This window comes from Micromonospora sp. NPDC048830 (genome assembly GCF_043198215.1).
In the GTDB taxonomy this organism is placed as follows: domain Bacteria; phylum Actinomycetota; class Actinomycetes; order Mycobacteriales; family Micromonosporaceae; genus Micromonospora.
In genome coordinates, this window is sequence record NZ_JBICUP010000019.1 from 43,605 (window position 1) to 66,652 (window position 23,048).

Annotated in this window: 19 protein-coding genes; 15 read left to right on the plus strand and 4 right to left on the minus strand. The window is 73.2% G+C overall.

What is annotated here, in order from left to right; all coding sequences use genetic code 11:
- The first annotated feature begins 160 nt into the window (after positions 1-160).
- Positions 161-955: a trans-aconitate 2-methyltransferase gene (locus tag ACGFIZ_RS17830; protein WP_393420486.1), complete on the plus strand. Its 795-nt coding sequence runs from the start codon at positions 161-163 to the stop codon at positions 953-955.
- Positions 952-1,974, plus strand: a complete 1,023-nt coding sequence (locus ACGFIZ_RS17835) for an adenosine deaminase (protein WP_393420488.1) — start codon at positions 952-954, stop codon at positions 1,972-1,974. The genes ACGFIZ_RS17830 and ACGFIZ_RS17835 overlap by 4 nt, the downstream gene beginning before the upstream one ends.
- 242 nt (positions 1,975-2,216) lie before the next feature.
- On the opposite strand, the gene ACGFIZ_RS17840 is transcribed toward ACGFIZ_RS17835, so the two are convergent.
- Together ACGFIZ_RS17840 and ACGFIZ_RS17845 are read right to left on the minus strand one after the other, a co-directional pair.
- The gene (locus tag ACGFIZ_RS17840) at positions 2,217-3,620 is read right to left on the minus strand and encodes an ATP-binding protein (protein ID WP_393420490.1); all 1,404 of its coding nucleotides are present in this window, start codon (positions 3,618-3,620) and stop codon (positions 2,217-2,219) included.
- A 29-nt stretch (positions 3,621-3,649) separates the two neighbouring features.
- Positions 3,650-4,339, minus strand: a complete 690-nt coding sequence (locus ACGFIZ_RS17845; RefSeq protein ID WP_393420492.1) for a response regulator transcription factor — start codon at positions 4,337-4,339, stop codon at positions 3,650-3,652.
- 73 nt (positions 4,340-4,412) lie between these two features.
- Here ACGFIZ_RS17845 and ACGFIZ_RS17850 point away from each other — a divergent pair, with 73 nt between their 5' ends.
- Together ACGFIZ_RS17850 and thrS are read left to right on the plus strand one after the other, a co-directional pair.
- Positions 4,413-5,333 carry an ADP-ribosylglycohydrolase family protein gene (locus ACGFIZ_RS17850; RefSeq protein WP_393420494.1) on the plus strand — a complete coding sequence of 307 codons (921 nt, stop codon included), beginning with the start codon at positions 4,413-4,415 and terminating at the stop codon, positions 5,331-5,333.
- 239 nt (positions 5,334-5,572) lie between these two features.
- The gene (gene thrS, locus ACGFIZ_RS17855) at positions 5,573-7,579 is read left to right on the plus strand and encodes a threonine--tRNA ligase (protein ID WP_393420496.1); all 2,007 of its coding nucleotides are present in this window, start codon (positions 5,573-5,575) and stop codon (positions 7,577-7,579) included.
- 51 nt (positions 7,580-7,630) lie between these two features.
- Here the strand turns inward: thrS and ACGFIZ_RS17860 are convergent, their stop codons facing one another.
- Complete coding sequence (locus ACGFIZ_RS17860) at positions 7,631-8,368, minus strand: D-Ala-D-Ala carboxypeptidase family metallohydrolase (protein WP_393420498.1); 738 nt, start codon at positions 8,366-8,368, stop codon at positions 7,631-7,633.
- Between the two features lie 186 nt (positions 8,369-8,554).
- Here ACGFIZ_RS17860 and ACGFIZ_RS17865 point away from each other — a divergent pair, with 186 nt between their 5' ends.
- The gene (locus tag ACGFIZ_RS17865; RefSeq protein ID WP_393420595.1) at positions 8,555-9,067 is read left to right on the plus strand and encodes an HIT family protein; all 513 of its coding nucleotides are present in this window, start codon (positions 8,555-8,557) and stop codon (positions 9,065-9,067) included.
- Between the two features lie 129 nt (positions 9,068-9,196).
- Here the strand turns inward: ACGFIZ_RS17865 and ACGFIZ_RS17870 are convergent, their stop codons facing one another.
- Positions 9,197-11,359, minus strand: coding sequence for an elongation factor G-like protein EF-G2 (locus tag ACGFIZ_RS17870; RefSeq protein ID WP_393420500.1), 2,163 nt, complete (start codon positions 11,357-11,359; stop codon positions 9,197-9,199).
- Positions 11,360-11,607: 248 nt separating this feature from the next.
- Between ACGFIZ_RS17870 and pgsA the strand changes: the two genes are divergently transcribed.
- The 10 genes from pgsA (at position 11,608) to dnaE (ending at position 23,025) form a co-directional block, all read left to right on the plus strand.
- Positions 11,608-12,240, plus strand: coding sequence for a phosphatidylinositol phosphate synthase (gene pgsA / locus ACGFIZ_RS17875; protein ID WP_393420502.1), 633 nt, complete (start codon positions 11,608-11,610; stop codon positions 12,238-12,240).
- Positions 12,237-13,187, plus strand: a complete 951-nt coding sequence (locus ACGFIZ_RS17880; RefSeq protein WP_393420504.1) for a phosphatidylinositol mannoside acyltransferase — start codon at positions 12,237-12,239, stop codon at positions 13,185-13,187. Before pgsA ends, ACGFIZ_RS17880 begins: the two co-directional genes overlap by 4 nt.
- Before the next feature lie 69 nt (positions 13,188-13,256).
- The gene (locus tag ACGFIZ_RS17885) at positions 13,257-14,426 is read left to right on the plus strand and encodes a glycosyltransferase family 4 protein (protein ID WP_393420506.1); all 1,170 of its coding nucleotides are present in this window, start codon (positions 13,257-13,259) and stop codon (positions 14,424-14,426) included.
- Between the two features lie 113 nt (positions 14,427-14,539).
- Positions 14,540-15,040 carry a hypothetical protein gene (locus tag ACGFIZ_RS17890; protein WP_393420508.1) on the plus strand — a complete coding sequence of 167 codons (501 nt, stop codon included), beginning with the start codon at positions 14,540-14,542 and terminating at the stop codon, positions 15,038-15,040.
- A gap of 128 nt (positions 15,041-15,168) precedes the next feature.
- A complete protein-coding gene (pdxS, locus tag ACGFIZ_RS17895; RefSeq protein ID WP_347669166.1) occupies positions 15,169-16,086 on the plus strand; it encodes a pyridoxal 5'-phosphate synthase lyase subunit PdxS in 918 nt (305 codons plus the stop codon).
- An 86-nt stretch (positions 16,087-16,172) separates the two neighbouring features.
- On the plus strand, positions 16,173-16,775 hold the full coding sequence (pdxT, locus tag ACGFIZ_RS17900; RefSeq protein ID WP_393420510.1) for a pyridoxal 5'-phosphate synthase glutaminase subunit PdxT: 603 nt from the start codon (positions 16,173-16,175) through the stop codon (positions 16,773-16,775).
- 245 nt (positions 16,776-17,020) lie between these two features.
- Entirely contained in the window at positions 17,021-17,770 is a 750-nt protein-coding gene (locus tag ACGFIZ_RS17905) for a YebC/PmpR family DNA-binding transcriptional regulator (RefSeq protein ID WP_347669164.1), read from the plus strand.
- Between the two features lie 51 nt (positions 17,771-17,821).
- Entirely contained in the window at positions 17,822-17,932 is a 111-nt protein-coding gene (locus ACGFIZ_RS17910) for a type II toxin-antitoxin system VapB family antitoxin (protein WP_393420512.1), read from the plus strand.
- Between the two features lie 668 nt (positions 17,933-18,600).
- Complete coding sequence (locus ACGFIZ_RS17915; RefSeq protein ID WP_393420514.1) at positions 18,601-19,236, plus strand: DUF402 domain-containing protein; 636 nt, start codon at positions 18,601-18,603, stop codon at positions 19,234-19,236.
- A 252-nt stretch (positions 19,237-19,488) separates the two neighbouring features.
- A complete protein-coding gene (dnaE, locus tag ACGFIZ_RS17920; RefSeq protein ID WP_393420516.1) occupies positions 19,489-23,025 on the plus strand; it encodes a DNA polymerase III subunit alpha in 3,537 nt (1,178 codons plus the stop codon).
- The last annotated feature ends 23 nt before the right edge of the window (positions 23,026-23,048 follow it).

The window sequence follows — 23,048 nt, forward strand, 5'->3', positions numbered from 1 at the left end:
GTCGCCGGCGCGGTCGCCGCCGGATGCCGGGGCTGGTCGCGCCGCTCCATACCCGGAAGCCTAGTGACCCGCTTGTCCGGCGCGGCCGTCGGCCGTACGGTGTTGCAAGACGAACGTACGGTTTGCTGCGGCGCCCGCCGTGGTGGCTTGGAGGTTGACCATGTGGGACCCGGCGACGTACCTGCGCTACGGCGACGAACGGTCGCGGCCCTTCCACGACCTGGTGGCGCGGATCCCGGCCGAGCGACCCCGGGCGGTGGTGGACCTCGGCTGCGGGCCGGGCACCCTGACCGCGACCCTCGCCGCGCGCTGGCCGGCCAGCCGGATCACCGGGCTCGACTCCTCACCGGAGATGGTCGAGCGGGCCGCCGCCCTGGGCGCCCCGGTCCAGTTCGCCGTCGGCGACGTCCGCGACTGGCGGCCCGCGCCGGACGTCGACGTGCTGGTCAGCAACGCGGTGCTGCAGTGGGTGCCGGGCCACCGGGAGCTGCTCACCCGGTGGGCCGCCGAGCTGCCCGCCGGCGCGTGCCTGGCCGTCCAGGTGCCGGGGAACTTCGCCGCCCCCTCGCACCGGGCCCTGCGCGAGGTGGCCGGGGACGGCCCGTGGGCCGCCGAGCTGACGCCGCTGCTGCGCGAGGCCCCGGTCGACGACGCGGTCGGCTACGCCGCGCTGCTGGCCGGTGCCGGCTGCGCGGTCGACGCCTGGGAGACTACGTACGTGCACCTGCTGCCGGCCCCCGCCGACGCGGACCACCCGGTGCTGTCCTGGATGGAGGGCACCGCGCTGCGCCCCGTCCGGGCCGCCCTCGACCAGGCGCGCTGGGCCGACTTCCGCGCCGAGTTGGGCGTACGCCTCGCCGCGGCGTACCCGGTCCGGGGCGGTCGGGTGTACTTCCCGTTCCGGCGGGTCTTCGTCGTCGCCCGCACGGGCGCCCGCGCAGAGGAGAACTCGTGACCGACCTGTCCACCTTCATCGCCGGACTGCCCAAGGTGGAGCTGCACGTGCACCACGTCGGCTCCGCCTCGCCCCGGATCGTGGCCGAACTGGCCGCCCGGCACGAGGGGCGCGGCCCGGTGCCGGCGGACCCGGACAAGCTCGCCGACTACTTCGCCTTCCGCGACTTCGCCCACTTCATCGAGGTCTACCTGAGCGTCGTGGACCTGATCCGCGACCCGGAGGACGTCTGGATCCTCACCCACGAGGTGGCCCGCGAGCTGGCCCGCCAGCAGGTCCGGTACGCCGAGCTGACCGTCACGCCGTACTCGCACGTGCGCCGCGGCATCCCGTCCCCGGCGTTCTGCGAGGCCATCGAGGACGCCCGCAAGCGCGCCGAGGCCGACTTCGGCATCGCCCTGCGCTGGTGCTTCGACATCCCCGGGGAGGCGGGGCTGCCGGCCGCCGAGGAGACGCTGCGGATCTGCCTGGAGGACCGCCCCGCCGGGCTGGTCAGCTTCGGCCTCGGCGGCCCCGAGATCGGCGTGCCCCGGCCGCAGTTCAAGCCGTACTTCGACCGGGCCCGGGCGGCCGGGCTGCGCTCGGTACCGCACGCCGGCGAGACCACCGGCCCGCAGACCGTCTGGGACGCGCTGCGCGACCTCGGCGCGGAGCGGATCGGCCACGGCATCTCCGCCGCCGCCGATCCGGAGCTGCTCGCGTACCTCGCCGAGCGGCGGATCGCCCTGGAGGTCTGCCCCACCTCCAACGTGCGCACCCGGGCGGTCGCCTCGCTCGACGAGCACCCGCTGCCCCGCCTCGTCGAGGCGGGCGTGCTGGTCACCGTCAACTCCGACGACCCGCCGATGTTCGGCACCACCCTCAACGACGAGTACGCGGTGGCCGCCCGGCTGCTCGACCGCGGCCCGGACGGGGTGGCGGCGCTGGCCCGGGACGCGGTGACCGCGTCGTTCCTGGAGCTGGCGGAGAAGGAGCGGATCGCCGCCGAGATCGACGCGTACCTGGCGGCGGCAGGCTGAACGGAGGCGGCGCGCGCGGCGGGAGACGATTGTGGGGGGATCGGGCTCCCGCCGCGCGCACGGCTCCACCGGCCAGGGGGAGGGTCCGGGGCAGTGGCCGGTGGTGCTGATGGTTCTGCACCGGATCCTGCCAGCCCGGCCCCGGCGCGAGGCGGTGGTTAATGCAGACCTAAGGAAGACTTGCGGCTGCGCACAACCGCGCGACCGCCGGGGCGGGGCCCCGGCCCGGCGCCGTGGGCCGGTCAGTCCCCGGCGGGACGCTGCCGGGGCCAGCGGCGACCCGTGGTCTTCTGCTCACGCGCCTCCCGGGCCATCCGGCCGACCAGGCCGAACCGGTTGACCTGCCGCGGGGCGGCGTCCGGGTCGGCCAGCAGCATCACCACGCTGGCGCCGCCGAGCTGGGCCCGGTCGATGCTCACCGACCCGCTGGCCTGCACCGCCACGCGCTTGGCGATGTCCAGGCCCAGCCCCGTCGACCCCTGGTCGCTGGCGCCGCGGCGCAGCGCCCGGTCCGGGTTGGCGATGCCCGGCCCCGCGTCGTCGACCCGGATCGCCACGTACCCGTCCCGCCGGGAGACCGCGACCTCGAACGCGGTGCCCTGGGGGGTGTAGCGGAACACGTTGCCGATCACCGCGTCGAGCGCGGCGGCCAACTCGGCCCGGGGGACCGGCGCCGGGATGCGCAGCTGCGCCCCGATCACCCGGTGCGGCCGGTGCTGGTCGCCGGCGAGGGCCGCCCAGAACACCATCCGGTCGCGGACCACCTCGCTGACGTCGCACATCGCCGGCCCGGGCTCGTGCGTGACCGCCTTGCGGGTCGTCTTGATCAGTACGTCGATCTCGCCCTCGAGGGTGACGATCGCCTGCCGGATGCGCCGGATCGTCCGCCGCCGGTCCAGCTCCGCCTCGCTGAACGAGCCCACGCTGGTGTCGTCGGAGTCCAGCCCCTCGGCGTCCAGGCGCAGCACGGTCAGCGGGGTACGCAGCCGGTGCGACAGGTCGGCGACGAGTTCCCGCTCGTCCGTGCGGGCCGCCACCAGCCGCTCCGCCATCCGGTTGAACGCGTGACCGGCCTCGGCCAGCTCGCGCGGGCCGCTGGGCTCCACGCGTACCCCGAGGTCGCCCTCGCCCACGGCGGCCGCGGCGCGCACCAGGCCCCGGGCCGAGTCGGCGGTCCGCGCGGCCACCCGGTCCACCACCAGCACGGCAGCCCCGACCAGCGCCGCCGCCACCGCGCCCAGCAGCGGCCAGCGGCTGCCCGCCCCGGCGTCGAGCGCGGAGTCCGGGACGAACACCTCGACCACGGCCACCGTGTCCCCGAGCACCACCGGGTCGAGCCGCAGCACTCCGCCGGGGGTGTCGGTGACCACGGACCGGCGCTCGGCGGCGGCCCGGGCCAGCGCCGCCGCGTCGGCGCGCCCGGCCGGGGCGTCCCCGCCCAGCCCGTGCACCACCGCCCGGGTGGCCGGGTCGTCGCCGCTGGCCTCCACCGCGCGCCGTACGGCGGCCGGTTCGGTGCTCACCGCGAGCGCCCCGGTGACCAGCGCGGCGCGCCGGGCGGCGTCGGCGAGGGCGGCATCCCGGGGGCCGTCGCCGAGGGTGATCCCGAGCGGGACGAGGAAGGCCGCCGCGGCGAGGGCGCACACGCCGGCGGTGAGCCAGGCCAGCGTCGCCCTCAGTCCGGGGCCACCAACCGGAATCCCACCCCCCGCACGGTGCGCAGGTAGCGCGGCCTCGCCGCGGACTCGCCCATCTTGCGGCGCAGCCAGTACAGGTGAACGTCGATGGTCTGGTCCTCGCCGACCGACGGCTGCCGCCATACCTCCTCCAAGAGTTCCCGGCGGGACACTACCCGCCCGGGTCGCGCGGCGAGATACGCCAGCAGGTCGAATTCCTTCCGGGTCAGCGCGAGCGGCACCCCGTCGAGCGTCGCGCTGCGCTCGCCGACGTCGACCCGCAGGCCGCTGACGGTGTGCACGGCCGGCTGCACCGTCCGGCTGGCCCGGCCCACCCGGCGCAGCACCGTGGTGATCCGGGCGTCCAGGTGCGCGCCGGTGAACGGCTTGACCATGTAGTCGTCCGCGCCCGCCCGCAGCAGCCGGACCACCGACTGCTCGTCGTCACGGGCCGTGGCGATGATGATCGGGATGTCGGTGATGCCGCGCAGCATGCGCAGCGCGTCGGAGCCGTCCAGGTCGGGCAGGCCCAGGTCCAGCACCACCAGGTCGGGGGCCTCCGCGGCCACCCGGCGCAGCGCGTCCAGCGCCGTGCCCACGGCGTGCACGGCGTGCCCCCGGTCGGCGAGGGACCGCAGCATCGCGCCGCGTACGACGTGATCGTCTTCGACCAGGAGCACGGTGGCCACGTCAGCACGGTACTCGGCGTGGCAAGTTGATCGCGTTGCGGCGTACGGGCGAACCGGGCAAGCTGGTACGACCATGTCGTTCACGCTCTTCGCGGACACCCGCCTGGCGCTCGCCCGGGACAGTCTCGCCGGCCTCTCCGTCGGCGACGCCCTGGGCTCCCAGTTCTTCGTCCCGGGGCGGGCGCCCGCCGACCTCGCGGCCGGCCGGCTGCCGCCGCCGCCCTGGCAGTGGACCGACGACACCGAGATGGCGTGCTCGGTGGTGGTCGAGTTGGCCGCAGCCGGAGCGATCGACCGGGACCGGCTGGCGCTCGCCTTCGCCGAGCGCTGCGAGCCCTACCGGGGCTACGGCCCCGGTGCCGTGACCATCCTGCGCCTGATTCGAACGGGCACCCCGTGGCCGGCCGCCGCCGCGTCCGCGTTCGACGGGCAGGGCTCGTGCGGCAACGGGGCGGCGATGCGGGTCGGCCCGCTCGGGGCGTGGTTCGCCGACTCCACCCGGCGCGCGGCTGCCCAGGCCCGGGCCTCCGCCGAGGTCACCCACGCCCACCCCGAGGGGATCGCCGGGGCGGTGGCGGTGGCGGTGGCCGCCGCCCTGGCCGCGCGCGCCCGCCTCGACGGGGACCACCGGTCGCCGTCGCGCCTGCTCGCCGCGGTGGCCGCCGCCCTCGACCCCGGCGCCGAGGTGCACCGGGGGGTACGCCGGGCCGCCGCCCTGCTGGGCCACCCGGCGGCGGTGGCCGCCGACGCGCTCGGCAACGGCTCCCGGGTCACCGCGCAGGACACGGTCCCGTTCACGCTCTGGGTGGCCGCCACCCACCTCGACGACTACCCGGCGGCGATCCGCGCCTGCGTGGCGGCGGGCGGGGACGTGGACACCACCGCCGCCATCGTGGGGGCGATCGTCGCCGCCCGCACCGGCGTCGGCACGCCCGGCGGGGTGCCCGCCGACTGGCTGGCCGCCCGGGAGCCGCTGCCCGACTGGGCCGGCTGACCGCCTGCTTTGCCGGGTCGCGGGGCGCGGGGCGCGGGGCCGGGGCGGGGCCGGATCACGCCATGTCGGCGCCATGGCGGGGTGCACGCGGGTCGGATGGCGCCATGTCGCCGACATGGAGTCGATCAAGGGCTGGGCCCCTTCCTCTACCGAATGCGACAAGAAGTCGCCCTGCCCCGCCCTATAGCATCAGCAGGGCGGTCGCTCGGCCGCGTCCGTCGTCTGCTGGAGGAGTCACCGTGTCCGCACCCCGTACCCCCGTCGTGGCCGACCCCGTCGTCGTCGCCGCCGGGACGACGGCGGCCGACGCGGTGGCCGCGGCCGGGCTGCCCACCAGCGGCCCGAAGGTGGTCGTCGTGGTCCGCGATCCGCAGGGCCAGCTCCGCGACCTGGACTGGACGCCGGCCGAGGACACCACGGTCGAGCCCGTCGGCATCGACACCCCGGACGGGCTGAACGTGCTGCGCCACTCGACCGCGCACGTGCTGGCCCAGGCGGTGCAGGACGTCTTCCCCGAGGCGAAGCTCGGCATCGGCCCGCCCATCGAGAACGGCTTCTACTACGACTTCGCCGTCGACAAGCCGTTCCAGCCCGACGACCTGGCCAAGCTCGAGAAGCGGATGCAGGAGATCGTCAAGTCGGGGCAGCGGTTCCGGCGGCGGCGGTTCAACAGCCTGGACGAGGCCCGGGGCGAGCTGGCCAACGAGCCGTTCAAGCTGGAGCTGATCGAGGTCAAGGGCGAGGGGCTGGACTCCTCGCAGGTGATGGAGGTCGGCGGGGGCGAGCTGACCATCTACGACAACCTCGCCGCGAGCGAGGACAAGGTCTGCTGGTCGGACCTGTGCCGGGGCCCGCACCTGCCGAACACCCGACTGATCGGCGCGTTCAAGCTGATGCGCTCGGCCGCCGCGTACTGGCGGGGGTCGGAGAAGAACCCGCAGCTCCAGCGCGTGTACGGCACGGCCTGGCCGACGCGGGACGAGCTGAAGGCGTACCTGAAGCTCCTGGAGGAGGCCGCCCGGCGCGACCACCGCAAGCTCGGCGCGGACCTGGACCTGTTCAGCTTCCCCGACGAGGTCGGCTCCGGCCTCGCGGTCTTCCACCCCAAGGGCGGCATCATCCGCCGGGAGCTGGAGAACTACTCGCGCCGTCGGCACGAGGCGGCGGGGTACGAGTTCGTCAACACCCCGCACATCACCAAGGCGCAGCTGTTCGAGACCTCCGGGCACCTGCCCTACTACGCCGACACCATGTTCCCCCCGATGCAGTTCGAGGGGGCGGACTACTACCTCAAGGCGATGAACTGCCCGATGCACAACCTGATCTTCAGGGCGCGCGGGCGGTCCTACCGGGAGCTGCCGCTGCGGCTGTTCGAGTTCGGCACGGTCTACCGGTACGAGAAGTCCGGCGTGGTGCACGGCCTGACCCGGGTGCGCGGGCTGACCCAGGACGACTCGCACATCTACTGCACCCGGGAGCAGATGGCGGGCGAGCTGTCGACCCTGCTCACCTTCGTGCTGGACCTGCTGCGCGACTACGGCCTGGACGACTTCTACCTGGAGCTGTCGACCCGCGACGACTCGCCGAAGTTCATCGGCAGCGACGCCGACTGGGCCGAGGCGACCGAGGCGCTGCGGACCGCGGCCGAGGAGTCCGGGCTGGACCTGGTGCCCGACCCGGGCGGGGCGGCCTTCTACGGCCCGAAGATCTCGGTGCAGGCCCGCGACGCGATCGGCCGGACCTGGCAGATGTCGACGATCCAGGTCGACTTCAACCAGCCGGAGCGGTTCGGGCTGGAGTACCAGGCCGCCGACGGCTCGCGGCAGCGGCCGGTCATGATCCACCGGGCGCTGTTCGGCTCGATCGAGCGGTTCTTCGGCGTGCTCACCGAGCACTACGCGGGCGCGTTCCCGGCCTGGCTGGCTCCGGTGCAGGTGGTCGGCATCCCGATCCGCGAGGACCACACCGACTACCTGCGCGGGTTCGTGGCGGCGCTGCGCGCCGAGGGCGTCCGGGCCCAGGTCGACGCGGGCGACGAGCGGATGCAGAAGAAGATCCGCACCGCCCAGCAGCAGAAGATCCCGTTCATGGTGATCGCCGGCGACGACGACGTGGCCGCCGGCACGGTCTCCTTCCGCTACCGCGACGGCTCCCAGCGCAACGGGGTGCCGGTCGGCGAGGCGGTCGTCCACGTGCTCGACGTCGTCAATTCCCGCAGCAACTCCGGGCCCTCCGCCAAGGCGTGAGCCGCCCGGGTCCCTCCCGCCGCGCAGGCGGGAGGGACCCGGGCGCCGGGATCAGATGCCGCAGCTGGGCGCGGACCAGGTCCGGTATGACTTGTCGGCGACGTGGGTGTGGTCGTCGTGCCCGGGGTAGCCGGGGCCCAGGATCTCGTTGAAGCCGTGGTTGCGGGCCTGCTGGGCGAGCCGGCAGAGCGAGTGCGGCCCGGCGGCGAGGTCGGCGGCGTCGCCGTAGAGGTGCCGGCTGGTCGACGACCCGCCGACGGCGCTGTTGCAGGCGTAGCTACGGAACCCGCTGGTCACGACGATCGACTGGTCGCCGAGGGCGTGCCGCATCGCCTGGAGCTTCCACATCGTCACCCGCGCGTTGAACTTGGCGGTGCTGGCCGACACCGCCCCGCCCGACCAGTCGCTGTTGCACCTGTTCAGCTCGGCGTAGCTGAAGTTGATCGGGGTGCAGTCGTCGTCCTGCAGCGCGTAGATCTTGTTGAACGTGTTCGGTCCGGCGATGCCGTCGGCGGCCAGCCCGTAGGCCTGCTGGAAGCGGGTCACGGCCGCCTTGGTGGCCGGCCCGTACGCCCCGTCGAGGCCGAGCACGGCGCCGTAGCCGGGGTAGCCGGAGACGCGGATCTGCAACTGCCGGACGTCCTCGCCGGACATCCCCTCCGACAGGGTGCGTCCCCAGGTGTAGCAGCCGTCGGCGTGGGCGGCCCCGGCGGTGGCGGTGACGCCGATCACCGTGCTGGCGGCGGTCAGCGCGAGGGCCGCGAGGATCTTGCCGATTCGTCGAATCACGGGTCCCCCATCATTGAATGCAAGTGTTTCAATGTTTGGGATTTTCATAGCTGGGCGTGGATTCGTCAACAAGTTGCGCAACGAGTGGCGGAAATTTGCAGCGACAGGCGACGCTCGCAGGCCGGCGGGACGGTCCGTAGGATCGCGTCTGTGACTGGGGCGGAGCGGCACGCGGACGGTGGCGGGATGACCGACGGCCTGGAGCGGCTCTGGACACCGCACCGGATGACGTACATCTCCGGCGAGGACCGCCCCGCCGAGGGCTACGAGAAGCCGACCGGCTGCCCGTTCTGCCGCGCGCCCCGGCTGGCGCCGGAGGAGAGCCTGGTCGTGGCGCGGGGGCGGCACGTCTTCGCGGTGCTGAACCTCTACCCGTACAACCCGGGTCACCTGCTGGTCTGCCCGTACCGGCACGTCGCCGACTACACCGACCTGGACGAGCCGGAGACCGCCGAGCTGGCCGTGTTCACCCAGACCGCGATGCGGGTGGTGCGCAAGGTCAGCAACGCGCACGGGTTCAACCTCGGGATGAACCAGGGCGGCGTGGCCGGCGCCGGGATCGCCGCGCACCTGCACCAGCACGTGGTGCCCCGCTGGGGCGGGGACGCCAACTTCATGCCCGTCATCGGGCGGACGAAGGTCCTGCCGCAGCTGCTCGCCGACACCCGCGACCTGTTCGTCCGCGCCTGGCCCAGCTGACCCCCCTGCGCGCTCCCGCCCCCGCGCCTCCTCCTCCCCGTGCGCGATCTTGCACGTTTGGCCCCTCGAATGGGCGCCATGCCGCTTCTGTCAGGGCCGAAAGTGCAAGATCAGTGGGGCGCGCGGGCGTCAGGAGGCGCCGTTGTGCTCCTTGCGGACCTGCTCGGCGAGGTGGGTCGGCATCGGCTCGTAGCGGGCGAAGGCGCGGCGGAACGTGCCGGTCCCCGACGTCAGCGAGCGCAGCTCGATGGCGTACCGGAGCAGCTCGGTGGCGGGCACCTCGGCGCGGACCAGGGTGCGGCCGTCCGCCTCCGGGTCGGGCTCGGTGCCGAGCACCCGGCCGCGCCGGCCGGACAGGTCGCCCATGACCGCGCCGACGGCGGAGTCGGGCACCCGGACGGCCACCTCGTCCACCGGCTCCAGCAGGGTCGGCTGGCCCCGCTCCGCGGCGTCGCGCAGCGCCAGCGCCCCGGCGGTCTGGAACGCGGCGTCGGACGAGTCCACGCTGTGCGCCTTGCCGTCGAACAGGGTCACCCGCAGGTCCACCACCGGGTGGCCGGCGACGAGGCCGCGCTCCAGCTGGGCCCGCACGCCCTTCTCCACCGACGGGATGTAATTGTGCGGCACCGCGCCGCCCACCACCCGGTCGACGAACTCGAAGCCGCCGCCCGGGGGCAGCGGCTCCACCTCGATGTCGCAGATCGCGTACTGGCCGTGGCCGCCGGACTGCTTGACGTGCCGGCCGTGCCCCTTCGCGGGCGCGGTCAGGGTCTCCCGGAACGCCACCCGCACCGGCTCGGTGTCCAGCTCGGCGCCGCCGCCGCGCAGCCGGTCGAGCACCACGTCGGCGTGCGCCTCGCCCATCGTCCACAGGACGAGCTGGTGGGTCTCCGGGTTGCGCTCCAGCCGCAGCGTCGGGTCGCCCGCCACCAGCCGGGCCAGGTTGCGGGCGAGGGCGTCCTCGTCGGCCCGGCTGCGGGCGACGACCGCCACCGGCAGCAGCGGTTCGGGCATGTCCCACGGCGCCACCAGCAGCGGGTCGTCCTTCGCGGAGATCGTGTCGCCCGTCTCCGCGCTGCCCGACTTGGTGATCGCGCAGATGTCGCCGGCCACGCACAGGGGCACCTCGCGCAGGGCCGCCCCGAGCGGGCTGTAGAGGTGCCCGACCCGCTCGTCGGCGTCGTGGTCGGGATGCCCGCGCTCGGCCATGCCGTGCCCGGCGACGTGCACGGTCAGCTCCGGGCGCAGCGTGCCGGAGAAGACCCGGACCAGCGAGACCCGCCCGACGTGCCGGTCGACAGTCGTCTTGACCACCTCGGCCACGAGGGGGCCGTCCGGGTCGCAGGTCAGCGGCGGCCGGGGCGAGCCGTCCAGCCCGGCGACGGCGGGCAGCTCGTGCTCCGGCGGCGACGGGAACGCGGAGACCAGGCCGTCCAGCAGCGCGTCCAGGCCCACCCCGGTGTCGACGGAGACCGGCACGACCGGGTAGAAGTGCCCCCGGGCGACCGCCTTCTCCAGGTCGGCGATCAGCAGCTCGGTGTCGAGCTCCTCGCCGGCGAGGTAGCGGTCCATCAGGGACTCGTCCTCGCTCTCGGCGATGATCCCCTCGATCAGCTCGTCGCGGGCCTCGGCGATGGCCGGCAGGTGCTCCGGGTCCGGCTCGCGGACCTGTGCCGGCAGGCCGGCGGTGTAGTCGAAGACCCGGCGGGTGACCAGGCCGAGCAGGCCGACCACGGACTCGCCGGAGTCGTCCAGCATCGGCAGGTACAGCGGCAGCACGTTGTCGCCGAAGACCCGCTGGCACAGCGCCACGGTCTCGTCGAAGTCGGCGCGCGGGTGGTCCAGCCGGGTCACCGCGACCGCCCGGGGCATGTCCACCGCGGCGCACTCCTCCCAGAGCGCGACGGTGGCGGCGTCCATCCCACCCGCCGCGGAGACCACGAAGAGCGCGGCGTCGGCGGCCCGCAGGCCGGCGCGCAGCTCGCCGACGAAGTCGGCGTAGCCCGGGGTGTCCAGCAGGTTGATCTTCACGTCCCGGTGCAGCAGCGGCGCGCAGGCCAGGCTCACCGACCGCTGCTGGCGGACGGCCGCCGGATCGTGGTCGCACACCGTGGTGCCGTCGGTGACCGTGCCGGCCCGGCCGATGGTGCCGCTCGCCGTGAGCAGCGCCTCCACCAGGGTCGTCTTGCCCGCACCGGAGTGCCCGACGAGCACCACGTTGCGAACCCTGCCGGGCTCGGTCACCACCGGCGCGCCGCCGGTGACACCCTTCTCCTGACTCTTCTGCGCCATGGGGCGCACCTCCCTCAGCCGGTGGTTGGTGGCGACCGCCGCGCGCGACGGGGGAGCGGCCCGGGGCGGGTTCCGCGGCGATATCCTCCGGTGATCTGCTGCACAGCGAATACGGGACGGGCGGACGGGTGACCTGCATCACCCCCACGCTCGATCTCACACCCGTAACGCAGCGCGCACAAGACTTCGGGCGGCGCGACGACCGTGGCGTACCGCCGTGGGCGGCCGGCCGTTATCGTGGGACCGCCATGGCGAAGATCTTCCAAGTGTCGGCCCGCGCGGGGATGACCCGCGTCGTCGAGCCGATCGCGCGCGGCCTGCTCCGCGCGGGCGTGTCCCCCAACGCGGTCACCGTGACGGGCACCCTCGGGGTGCTCGTCGGGGCGCTCGGCCTCGGCGCCCGCGGGCACCTGGTCGCCGGTGCCCTCGTCGTGACGGTCTTCGCGCTCACCGACCTGCTCGACGGGACGATGGCCCGGATGAGCGGCGGGTCGACGCGGTTCGGGGCGTTCCTCGACTCGAGCATGGACCGGATCGCCGACAGCGCCGTCTTCGGCGCGGTCGCGTACTGGCTGGCCACCGAGGGCGACCACGCCGGCGTCGCCGCCGCGCTGCTCTGCCTCGCCGTCGGCGGCCTGGTCTCCTACGTCAAGGCCCGCGCCGAGGGCCTGGGGATGACCTGCAACGTGGGCATCGCCGAGCGCACCGAGCGGCTGCTCATCGTCGGCGTCGGCGGGCTGCTCACCGGCCTCGGCGTCCCGTACGCCCTCCAGATCGCGCTCTGGCTGCTGGCCGCCGTCTCCATCTTCACCGTGGGGCAGCGGATGCTGCACGTGTACCGGCAGGCACGCGAGGTCACCCCGAGCGGGCGACCGGGGTGAACCTCACCGAGCTCGCCTACGTCGCCGGCTGGCGGCTGGTCCGCGCGCTGCCCCGGCCCGTGGCCGCCGCGGCGTTCCGGGCGGGCGCCGACCGGGCGTACCGCTCCGGCGGCTCGGGTACGGCCCGACTGCGCGCCAACCTGCGCCGGGTGGTCGGCCCCGAGCTGCCCGAGGCGGAGCTGGACGACCTGGTCCGGCGTGGCCTGCGCTCGTACGCCCGGTACTGGATGGAGGCGTTCCGGCTGCCGGCGCTGAGCCGGGAGCAGCTACTCGCCGGGTTCCGGCTCGACCCGGCGGGGGTCGAGCACCTCGCCGCCGACGTCGCCGCCGGCCGGGGCGCCGTCGTGGCGCTGCCGCACGCCGGCAACTGGGACGCCGCCGGCGCCTGGGTGGCGGCCACCGGCTGGCCGATCACCACCGTCGCCGAGCGGCTCAAGCCCGAGGGCGTCTACCAGCGGTTCCTCGCCTTCCGCCGGAGCCTGGGCATGGAGATCCTGCCCACCTCCGGCGGCGACCGGCCCGCGTTCGACGTACTGCTGGACCGGCTGCGGGCCGGCGCGGTGGTGCCGCTGCTGGCCGACCGGGACCTCTCCGCCCGGGGCGTGGAGGTCGACTTCTTCGGCGCGCGGACCCGGATGCCGCCCGGCCCGGCGCTGCTCGCCCTGCGCACCGGCGCCCCGCTCTACGTGGCGCACATGTGGTACGAGCCGGACGCGGCGTGCGCCGCCCTGGAGGGGCCGCTGCCCCTGCCCGACCCGACCGAGGGACCGCTCGACCAGCGGGCCCGGGCGCTGACCCAGCGGATCGCGGACGCCCTGGCGGCCGGCATCGCCCGGCACCCGGAGGACTGGCACATGTTGCAGCGGATGTGGCTGGACCAGCGCGGCACGGTCGACGTGGGGGCCCCGCACGCCCCCGCGCCCCCGGCCACCGACGGAACGGTCTGAGGCGGGGAGGCGTGGTGGGCACGAGGAGCGCGGCGCGGCGGCGGCCCGCGGACGAGGGCCGGTTCTGAGGTGCGGATCGGCATCGTGTGCCCGTACTCGTTCGACGTGCCGGGCGGGGTCCAGAACCACGTCACGGACCTGGCCGAGGCGCTGATCGGGCTCGGGCACGAGGTGAGCGTGCTGGCCCCCGCCGACGAGGACTCCCCGCTGCCGCCGTACGTGGTGCCCGCGGGCCGCGCCGTGCCGCTGCCGTACAACGGCTCCGTCGCCCGCATCGCGTTCGGCCCGGTCTCCACCGCGCGGGTGCGGCGCTGGATCACGCGGGGCGACTTCGACGTGCTGCACGTGCACGAGCCGCTGACGCTGAGCCTGTCCATGCTCGCCGTGCTCTCGGCCCGGGGCCCGGTGGTGGCCACCTTCCACACGGCGATCACCCGGTCCCGGGTGCTCGCCGCCGCGCAGGGCGCGCTGCAGATCGTGCTGGAGCGCATCACCGCCCGCATCGCCGTCAGCGCGCTGGCCCGCAAGGTGCAGGTCGAACACCTGGACGGCGGCGCGGTGGAGATCCCCAACGGCGTGACGGTCGCCAAGTTCACCGGGGTGGCGCCGCTGCCCGGCTGGCCGGGGGAGTGCGGGCCCGGCGTGGGCGGTGCCGTCGGCTTCCTCGGCCGGTTCACCGAGCCCCGCAAGGGCTTCCCGATCCTGCGGGACGCCTTCGTCGAGCTGGCCCGCCGCCGCCCGGGGCTGCGGCTGCTGGTGGCCGGGCCGGGCGACCCGGACGACCTGTTCGACCAGTTCCCCGCCGACCTGCGCGACCGGGTCACCTTCCTCGGCCTGGTGCCCGAGGAGGACAAGGCGCGCATGCTGCGCAGCGTGCACCTGTACGTCGCCCCGAACACCGGCGGCGAGTCCTTCGGCATGATCCTCACCGAGGCGCTGGCGGCCGGCACCACGGTCGTGGCCAGCGACCTGGACGCGTTCCGCCGCGTGCTCGACGGCGGCCGGGCCGGGCGGCTGTTCCCCACCGGGGACGCGGCGGCGCTGCGCGACGCCCTGGTCGACCTGCTGGACGACCCCGCGCGGCGGGCCGAGCTGACCGCCTGCGGCGACCAGGTGGTGGCGCAGTTCGACTGGCCCGTGGTCGCGCGCCGGGTGCTGGAGGTGTACGCGGCGGCGATCGAGGCGACCGACGGGCGGGTCATCGACCAGGAGTGGGCGGAGCCGGGCGGGCCGGAGTGACTGCCGGGGCCTCCGGGGCCGCCGTGACGGGCGACGCCGGCACGGGCCGTCCCCCGCCGGGGCGCGCCGCGCGGAACCGCCGACCCGTCCGGGTGGGAGGAGGCGGCACTACGATGCCGGGCATGTGGTGGGTGGTGGGCGCGACCCTGGTCGTCGGGCTGGTCGTGGCGTACCTGGTCTGGACGGCCGGTCGGGTCGAGCGGCTGCGCGTCCGGGCGGAGTCGGCGGCCCGGGCCCTCGACGCGCACCTGCTGCGCCGGGCGGCGGCCGCCGCGGTGCTGGCCGAGCGGCGCTACGGCGTGGAGCTGTACGCGGCTGCCCGCATCGCCCTGGACGCGGAGTCCGAGGGGCGGGAGGCGGCCGAGAACGACCTCACCCGCCAGCTGCGCGCGGTGCCGCTGGACCCGGCCGACGCGGACTGCGCGGCGGTGATCGCCGCGAGCCGGCGGCTGGCGCTGGCCCGCCAGGTGCACACCGACCTGGTCCGGGACGCCCGCGCGGTGCGCGGCAGGCCGCTGGTGCGGCTGCTGCGGATGGGGCGCCGCCACCCGTGGCCGCGCTACTTCGACATCGACGACCCCACCCTGGAACTGCCGGCGGACGTGCCGGCCTGAGGTCCGCCGCCGGGGTGAGGACCGCCACAAATCAGGCCACCTTGGGTCTGATTGGCTGTCGGTGGCGCGTTGACCCCGTCGTAACATTCGAACGAGCCAGCCCCGAGCACGCCGAGGAGCGATGACCCGTGCCCGAAACCACCCCCCAGAACGCCAGTGCCACCCCCGTCGTCGGCACCGCCCGCGTCAAGCGCGGCATGGCCGAGATGCTCAAGGGTGGCGTGATCATGGACGTGGTCACCCCCGAGCAGGCCAAGATCGCTGAGGACGCCGGCGCCGTCGCCGTGATGGCGCTCGAGCGGGTGCCCGCCGACATCCGCGCCCAGGGCGGCGTCTCCCGGATGAGCGACCCGGACATGATCGACGGCATCATCAACGCCGTCTCCATCCCGGTGATGGCCAAGGCCCGGATCGGCCACTTCGTCGAGGCGCAGATCCTGCAGTCGCTCGGCGTCGACTACGTCGACGAGTCCGAGGTGCTCACCCCCGCCGACTACGCCAACCACATCGACAAGTGGGCGTTCACCGTCCCCTTCGTCTGCGGGGCGACCAACCTGGGCGAGGCGCTGCGCCGGATCACCGAGGGCGCGGCCATGATCCGCTCCAAGGGCGAGGCCGGCACCGGCGACGTCTCCAACGCGACGACGCACATGCGGAAGATCCGCCAGGAGATCCGCCGCCTGCAGTCGCTGCCCGAGGACGAGCTGTTCGTCGCGGCCAAGGAGCTGCAGGCGCCGTACGAGCTGGTCAAGGAGGTCGCCGAGACCGGCAAGCTGCCCGTGGTGCTGTTCACCGCCGGCGGCATCGCCACCCCGGCCGACGCCGCGATGATGATGCAGCTCGGTGCCGAGGGCGTCTTCGTCGGCTCCGGCATCTTCAAGTCCGGCAACCCGGCCCAGCGGGCCGCCGCGATCGTCAAGGCCACCACCTTCCACGACGACCCGGACGTGCTGGCCAAGGTCTCCCGCGGCCTCGGCGAGGCGATGGTCGGCATCAACGTCGACGAGATCCCGCAGCCGCACCGCCTGGCCGAGCGCGGCTGGTGACGTGGGGCGGGGCCCCGGCCGACGCCGGGGCCCCGCCCGCGTAGCAGGGCATCGAGCGGAAACGGAAGCTTCGAGAGGTGACACACGTGACGGCACCCGCTATCGGCGTGCTCGCGCTCCAGGGTGACGTCCGCGAGCACGTCGCGGCCCTGACCGGCGCGGGCGCCCACGCCCGCCCGGTACGCCGCCCCGAGGAGCTGGACGCGGTCGACGGTCTGGTCATCCCCGGCGGCGAGTCCACCACGATCAGCAAGCTGGCCGACATCTTCGAGATGCGCGAGCCGATCGACAAGCGCATCGCCGCCGGGATGCCGGTCTACGGCTCCTGCGCCGGCATGATCATGCTGGCCACCGAGGTGCTCGACGGCCGCCCCGACCAGCGCGGCTTCGCCGGCATCGAGATGACCGTCCGGCGCAACGCGTTCGGCCGGCAGGTCGACTCGTTCGAGGCCCCGGTGGCGATCGCCGGGGTCGAGGGCGAGCCCTTCCACGCGGTCTTCATCCGGGCGCCGTGGGTCGAGCGGATCGGCGCCGGGGTGGAGGTTCTCGGCGAGGTGACCGAGGGCCCGGCCGCCGGGCGGATCGTCGCGGTCCGGCAGGGCAACCTCCTGGCCACCTCGTTCCACCCGGAGTTGACCGCCGACCTGCGGCTGCACCGCTACTTCGTGGACCTGGTCCGCGCCGCCTGAGCGGCGGCGCCTGAGCGGCGGCGCGGCCCTTTCCGTACCGGGAAGGGCGCCCTGCGCGGGACGTGCCGGGTGACGGGTGTGACGCCGACCGGCGCCGCCTCGGTAGGATTGCCGCGGTTCGGCAGGGCCCAGCGCCCGCCGCGGCCTTCCACGGAACGACCGACCGGCCCATCGCGTTCGCCGGTGGAGAGGTGGATCCGGCGCGGGCAGTCGACGCAGGCGTGATCAACAGACGGAGGTAGGAGATGTCCGGCCACTCTAAGTGGGCGACCACCAAGCACAAGAAGGCCGTGATCGACGCCAAGCGCGGCAAGATGTTCGCCAAGCTGATCAAGAACGTCGAGGTCGCGGCCCGCACCGGCGGCGGCGACCCGGCCGGCAACCCGACGCTCTACGACGCCATCCAGAAGGCGAAGAAGAACTCAGTCCCCAACGACAACATCGACCGGGCGGTCAAGCGCGGCTCCGGCCTGGAGGCCGGCGGCGCCGACTACCAGACGATCATGTACGAGGGGTACGGCCCGAACGGCGTGGCGCTGCTGATCGAGTGCCTGACCGACAACCGTAACCGCGCCGCCACCGAGGTGCGCACGGCGCTGACCCGCAACGGCGGCTCGTTCGCCGACGCCGGCTCGGTGTCGTACATGTTCTCCCGCAAGGGCGTGGTGATCGTGCCGAAGGGCGACACGACCGAGGACGACGTGATGCTGGCCGTCCTCGACGCCGGGGCGGAGGAGGTCAACGACCTCGGCGAGGCGTACGAGGTGGTCTCCGAGCCGGGCGACCTGATCGCCGTCCGCACCGCCCTGCAGGACGCCGGCATCGAGTACGAGTCCGCCGAGTCCTCCCTCATCCCCAGCGTGAACGTGCCGCTGGACGAGGACGGCGCGCGCAAGATCTTCAAGCTGATCGACGTCCTGGAGGACTGCGACGACGTGCAGAACGTCTACGCGAACTTCGACGTCAGTGACGAGATCATGGCGGCCGTCGGCTGACCATGGATATCTACACCTCCCGGATATATCATCGTCCGGGAGGTGTATTTCATGGCCAAGACGCTGTTGGATCTCGATGAGGATCTTCTGGCAGAAGCGACGGCCGCTCTCGGCACCGCTACCAAGAAGGAGACGGTGACGGGGCCCTCCGGCAGGTCGTGAAGTCCAGCCGCGAGCGTCGGCAGCGGGCCCTGGTCGACCTTCAGGAGGTTGCCGACGAGGGGGGATTCCACTTCGAGCGGCTCACTGAGCTTGACCGGTGAAGTACCTGGTCGACACGAGCGCTCTGGTCCGCATGGTCCGTCGTCAGGTCGATCCGCGGTGGTCGGATCTGGCGGCCCGCGGCCTGATCGCCATTCCCCGTCGAGGACCCGCGCGGCCAGCCCGAACGGGAACCCGGTCACGCCGAGCGCCGAGACCGCCGGGGCGCCGGGCGACCTCTCGTGCTCGACCCACTCGCCACCGTAGGCCCGGACGGTGACTTCGCCGGTGTAGGCGCCGACCAGCCGCCACCACAGGTCGAGGCGCTCGTCGGCCAGCGGCCCGTCGGCGAGCAGGTCGGCGCACACCTCGTCGAGGGTCGACAGGCTCTCCGGCGACCAGTCCAGCAGCCGGCCGAACTGCCGGGACACCAGGCCCACGCATTCCTCGGCGAGGGCGAGCAGGTACGTTGGGTCCGGCGCACTCATGGTTGGCGATCCTCGCACAGATCACGCCGCCCTTCCGGCCCGCGCGGTAATCCGGGCGGTGGTGATCCCGTCGCGTTCGACGTCCCTGACGAGGCGCGGCCGGAGGTCTCTGGTGCCGGGCGAGATGACGGGACGGAACGGGTGGGCGCAACGGGCAGACGGGCGGCCGGGCGGCGGTTCGCGCCGGGCGACGTGGTCGTTCGGCGGGAGGTGCTGCGCGGAGAGGTCTGGTTCGCCGTGCCGACGATCTGCGTCGAGGACTCGCCCGGCCTGCTCGCGCTCTACCTGCCGCCCGGCGCCGAGTTCGGGTTCCCCGAGCGGGGCAGCTTCCCGTGCGGGCGGCACCCGTGGCAGACGGCGGGGCGCAGCCGGTGGCACGGGCACGGCAAGCTGATGCTGCACCGGCCCGGCGAGGCCCACTCGATCGACGTGTTCTGGACCGGCCCGGGGCGGGAGTTCGCCGGCTGGTACTTCAACCTCCAGGACCCGGTGCGGCGTACCCCGATCGGGGTGGACACCCTGGACCACGAGCTGGACCTGTGGTGGGCGGCGGACGCCGACCGGTACGTCTTCAAGGACGTGGAGATGTTCGCCCAGCGCCTGGTCGAGGGGCGCTACCCGGGAATGGCCGAGGCCATCCGGGCGGAGGGCGACCGGATCGCCGCGCTGCTCGACGCGGGGCGGCGGTGGTGGGACCCGGCCTGGGCACGCTGGTGCCCCGACCCCGACTGGCCGGTGCCCCGGCTTCCGGAGGGCTGGGACACGGTCCCCTGCTGACCCTCGGCGAGGCTGCGGAACGCGCGCAACTCCTTGGAAGATGTGGCCTGGCGCGCGCTTCGAGGCGACGCTTTCCCTGAAGTTGTTCGGATCTTGGACGCCCTGGTGTGGGGCGGCGCTGTGCCGGACACGCGGGGTCTCCGGCGAGACGCACCACACCTCGGCGCGCCGGTGGAGCCACTCCGGTGACCTCGGTAGGGTGGTGCCCGGCCGGTTCCGGCCGACCATGATTTCGACCCGGGGGGGCTCTGCATGGGCGAATCGTTCGCGCATCTGCACGTGCACACCGAGTACTCGATGCTCGACGGGGCGGCCCGGCTCAAGGACCTGTTCGCCGAGGTCAGCCGTCAGGGGATGCCGGCGGTGGCGATGACCGACCACGGCAACATGCACGGCGCGAACGACTTCTACAAGCAGGCGATGGACGCGGGTGTGAAGCCCATCCTCGGCATCGAGGCGTACGTGGCGCCGGAGTCGCGCTTCCACAAGCAGCGGGTGCGCTGGGGGCGGCCGGAGCAGAAGAGCGACGACGTCTCCGGCAGCGGCGGCTACACGCACATGACGATCTGGGCGGCGAACAAGACCGGCCTGCACAACCTGTTCAAGCTCACGAGCCGGGCATACACCGAGGGCTTCTTCGTCAAGTGGCCCCGGATGGACGCCGAGGTCCTCGCCGAGCACGCGGACGGGCTGATGGCGACCACCGGCTGCCCGTCCGGCGAGGTGCAGACCCGGCTGCGGCTGGGCCAGTTCGACGAGGCGCTGAAGGCCGCGGCCAGGTACCAGGACATCTTCGGGAAGGACAACTACTTCCTGGAGATCATGGACCACGGCATTCCCATCGAGCACCGGGTCCGGACCGAGCTGCTCGAGATCGGCCACAAGCTGGGCATCCCGCCGGTGGTCACCAACGACTCCCACTACACGTACGAAGCGCAGGCGGAGTCGCACGACGTGCTGCTGTGCGTGCAGACCGCGGCGAACGTCGCCGACCCGAACCGGTTCCGCTTCGACGGCAACGGCTACTACATCAAGTCCGCCGACGAGATGCGCGCGGTCGACAACTCCGACGCCTGGCTCGAGGGCTGCCGGAACACGCTGCTGGTGGCCGAGAAGGTCGACCCGGCGGGGATGTTCACGTTCCACAACCTGATGCCGCGCTTCCCGACCCCCGAGGGGGAGACGGAGGAGTCGTGGTTCCGCAAGGAGACGTTCGCCGGGCTGGCCCGCCGGTTCCCGAACGGCATCCCGGAGGGCCACGTCGTCCAGGCCGAGTACGAGTTGGGCGTCATCGTGCAGATGGGCTTCCCGTCGTACTTCCTCGTGGTCGCCGACTTCATCCAGTGGGCGAAGAGCCAGGGGATCGCGGTGGGTCCGGGGCGTGGGTCGGCCGCCGGCTCCCTGGTGGCGTACGCGTTGGGGATCACCGACCTGGACCCGATCCCGCACGGGCTGATCTTCGAGCGGTTCCTGAACCCCGAGCGGGTCTCGATGCCGGATGTCGACATCGACTTCGACGAGCGTCGGCGCGGTGAGGTGATCAAGTACGTCACCGACAAGTGGGGTGAGGACAAGGTCGCGCAGATCGCCACGTTCGGCACGATCAAGGCGAAGGCCGCGATCAAGGACTCGGCGCGGGTGCTCGGCTACCCGTACGCGGTCGGTGACCGGATCACCAAGGCGATGCCGCCGGCGGTGATGGGCAAGGACATCCCCCTGTCCGGGATCTTCGACGCGAAGCACCCCCGCTACGCCGAGGCCGGTGAGATCCGGGGCCTGTACGAGTCCGACCCGGACGTGCGCAAGGTCATCGACACCGCGAAGGGCATCGAGGGGCTGATCCGGCAGACCGGCGTGCACGCCGCCGGCGTCATCATGTCCGCCGAGCCGATCATCGAGCACATCCCGCTGATGCGCCGGGACTCCGACGGGGTGATCATCACCCAGTTCGACTACCCGACGTGCGAGTCGCTCGGGCTGTTGAAGATGGACTTCCTCGGCCTGCGCAACCTGACGATCATCGACGACGCCGTCAAGAACATCCAGCTCAACCACGGCAAGGAACTGGACCTGCTGGCCCTGGAGCTGGACGACAAGGCGGCCTACGAGCTGCTGGCCCGCGGCGACACCCTCGGGGTGTTCCAGCTCGACGGCGGGCCGATGCGGTCGCTGCTGCGGCTGATGAAGCCGGACAACTTCGAGGACATCTCCGCCGTCCTCGCCCTGTACCGGCCGGGCCCGATGGGTGTGGACTCGCACACCAACTACGCGCTGCGCAAGAACAACCTCCAGGAGATCACCCCGATCCACCCGGAGCTGGAGGAGCCGCTGCGGGAGATCCTCGCCCCGACGTACGGGCTGATCGTCTACCAGGAGCAGGTGCAGCGCGCCGCGCAGATCCTCGCCGGCTACAGCCTCGGTCAGGCCGACCTGCTGCGCCGGGCGATGGGCAAGAAGAAGAAGGAGATCCTCGACAAGGAGTTCATCCCGTTCCGGGACGGCTGCCGCGAGCGCGGCTACTCCGACGAGGCGATCCAGGCCGTGTGGGACGTCCTCGTCCCGTTCGCCGGGTACGCCTTCAACAAGGCGCACTCCGCCGCGTACGGCCTGGTGTCGTACTGGACGGCGTACCTGAAGGCGCACTACCCGGCCGAGTACATGGCGGCGCTGCTGACCTCCGTCGGCGACGACAAGGACAAGATGGCGCTGTACCTGTCGGAGTGCCGGCGGATGGGCATCCAGGTCCTGCCGCCGGACGTGAACACCTCCGCCGGGCCGTTCACCCCGGTCGGCGCCGACATCCGCTTCGGCCTCGCCGCGATCCGCAACGTCGGCGCGAACGTGGTCAGCGCGATCATGCGCTGCCGGGAGGAGAAGGGCGCCTACGCCGACTTCTACGACTTCCTGTCGAAGGTCGACGCGGTGGTCTGCAACAAGAAGACCATCGAATCTCTGATCAAGGCCGGCGCGTTCGACGTCATGGGCCACCCGCGCAAGGGGCTGCTCGCCGTGCACGCCGACGCCATCGACGCGTACGCCGACGTCAAGCGCAAGGAGGCCGTCGGCCAGTACGACCTGTTCGGCGCCGGCTTCGGCGACACCGAGGCGGCCACCACCACGACGGTGATGCCGACCATCGGCGACAGCGAGTGGGACAAGCGCGACAAGCTGGCCTTCGAACGCGAGATGCTCGGCCTGTACGTCTCCGACCACCCCCTGTTCGGCCTGGAACACGTCCTCGGCGCGGCGGCCGACTGCACCATCGCCACCCTCTCCGAGGAGGGCACCGTGCCCGACGGCGCGGTGGTCACCCTCGCCGGCATCCTCTCCGGCGTGCAGCGCCGGGTCACCAAGCAGGGCCGCGCCTGGGCCTCGGCCACCCTGGAGGACCTCGGCGGCGGCGTGGAGACCCTGTTCTTCCCCAACACCTACGAGGTGATCGGCCAGTACATCGCCGAGGACGCCATCGTGGTGGTCAAGGGCCGGGTGGACCGCCGCGACGACACCCCGCGCATCATGGCGATGGACATGCAGATGCCCGACGTCACCAGCAACCCGGCCAGCAAGCCGGTCAGCCTCACCATCCCGGCACACCGGTTCACGCCGCCGCTGGCGGACCGGCTGAAGGAGACCCTGGTGCTGCACCCCGGCGACACCGAGGTGCACGTCAAGCTGCTCAAGGGCGGTGGCAAGATCGAAACGTGGCGGATGGGACTGTTCCGGGTCGCGCCGACCACCGCGCTGATGGGCGACCTGAAGAGCGTCCTCGGCCCGGCCAACGTCAGCTGACAGCGCGGTCACGGCCCGTGCCC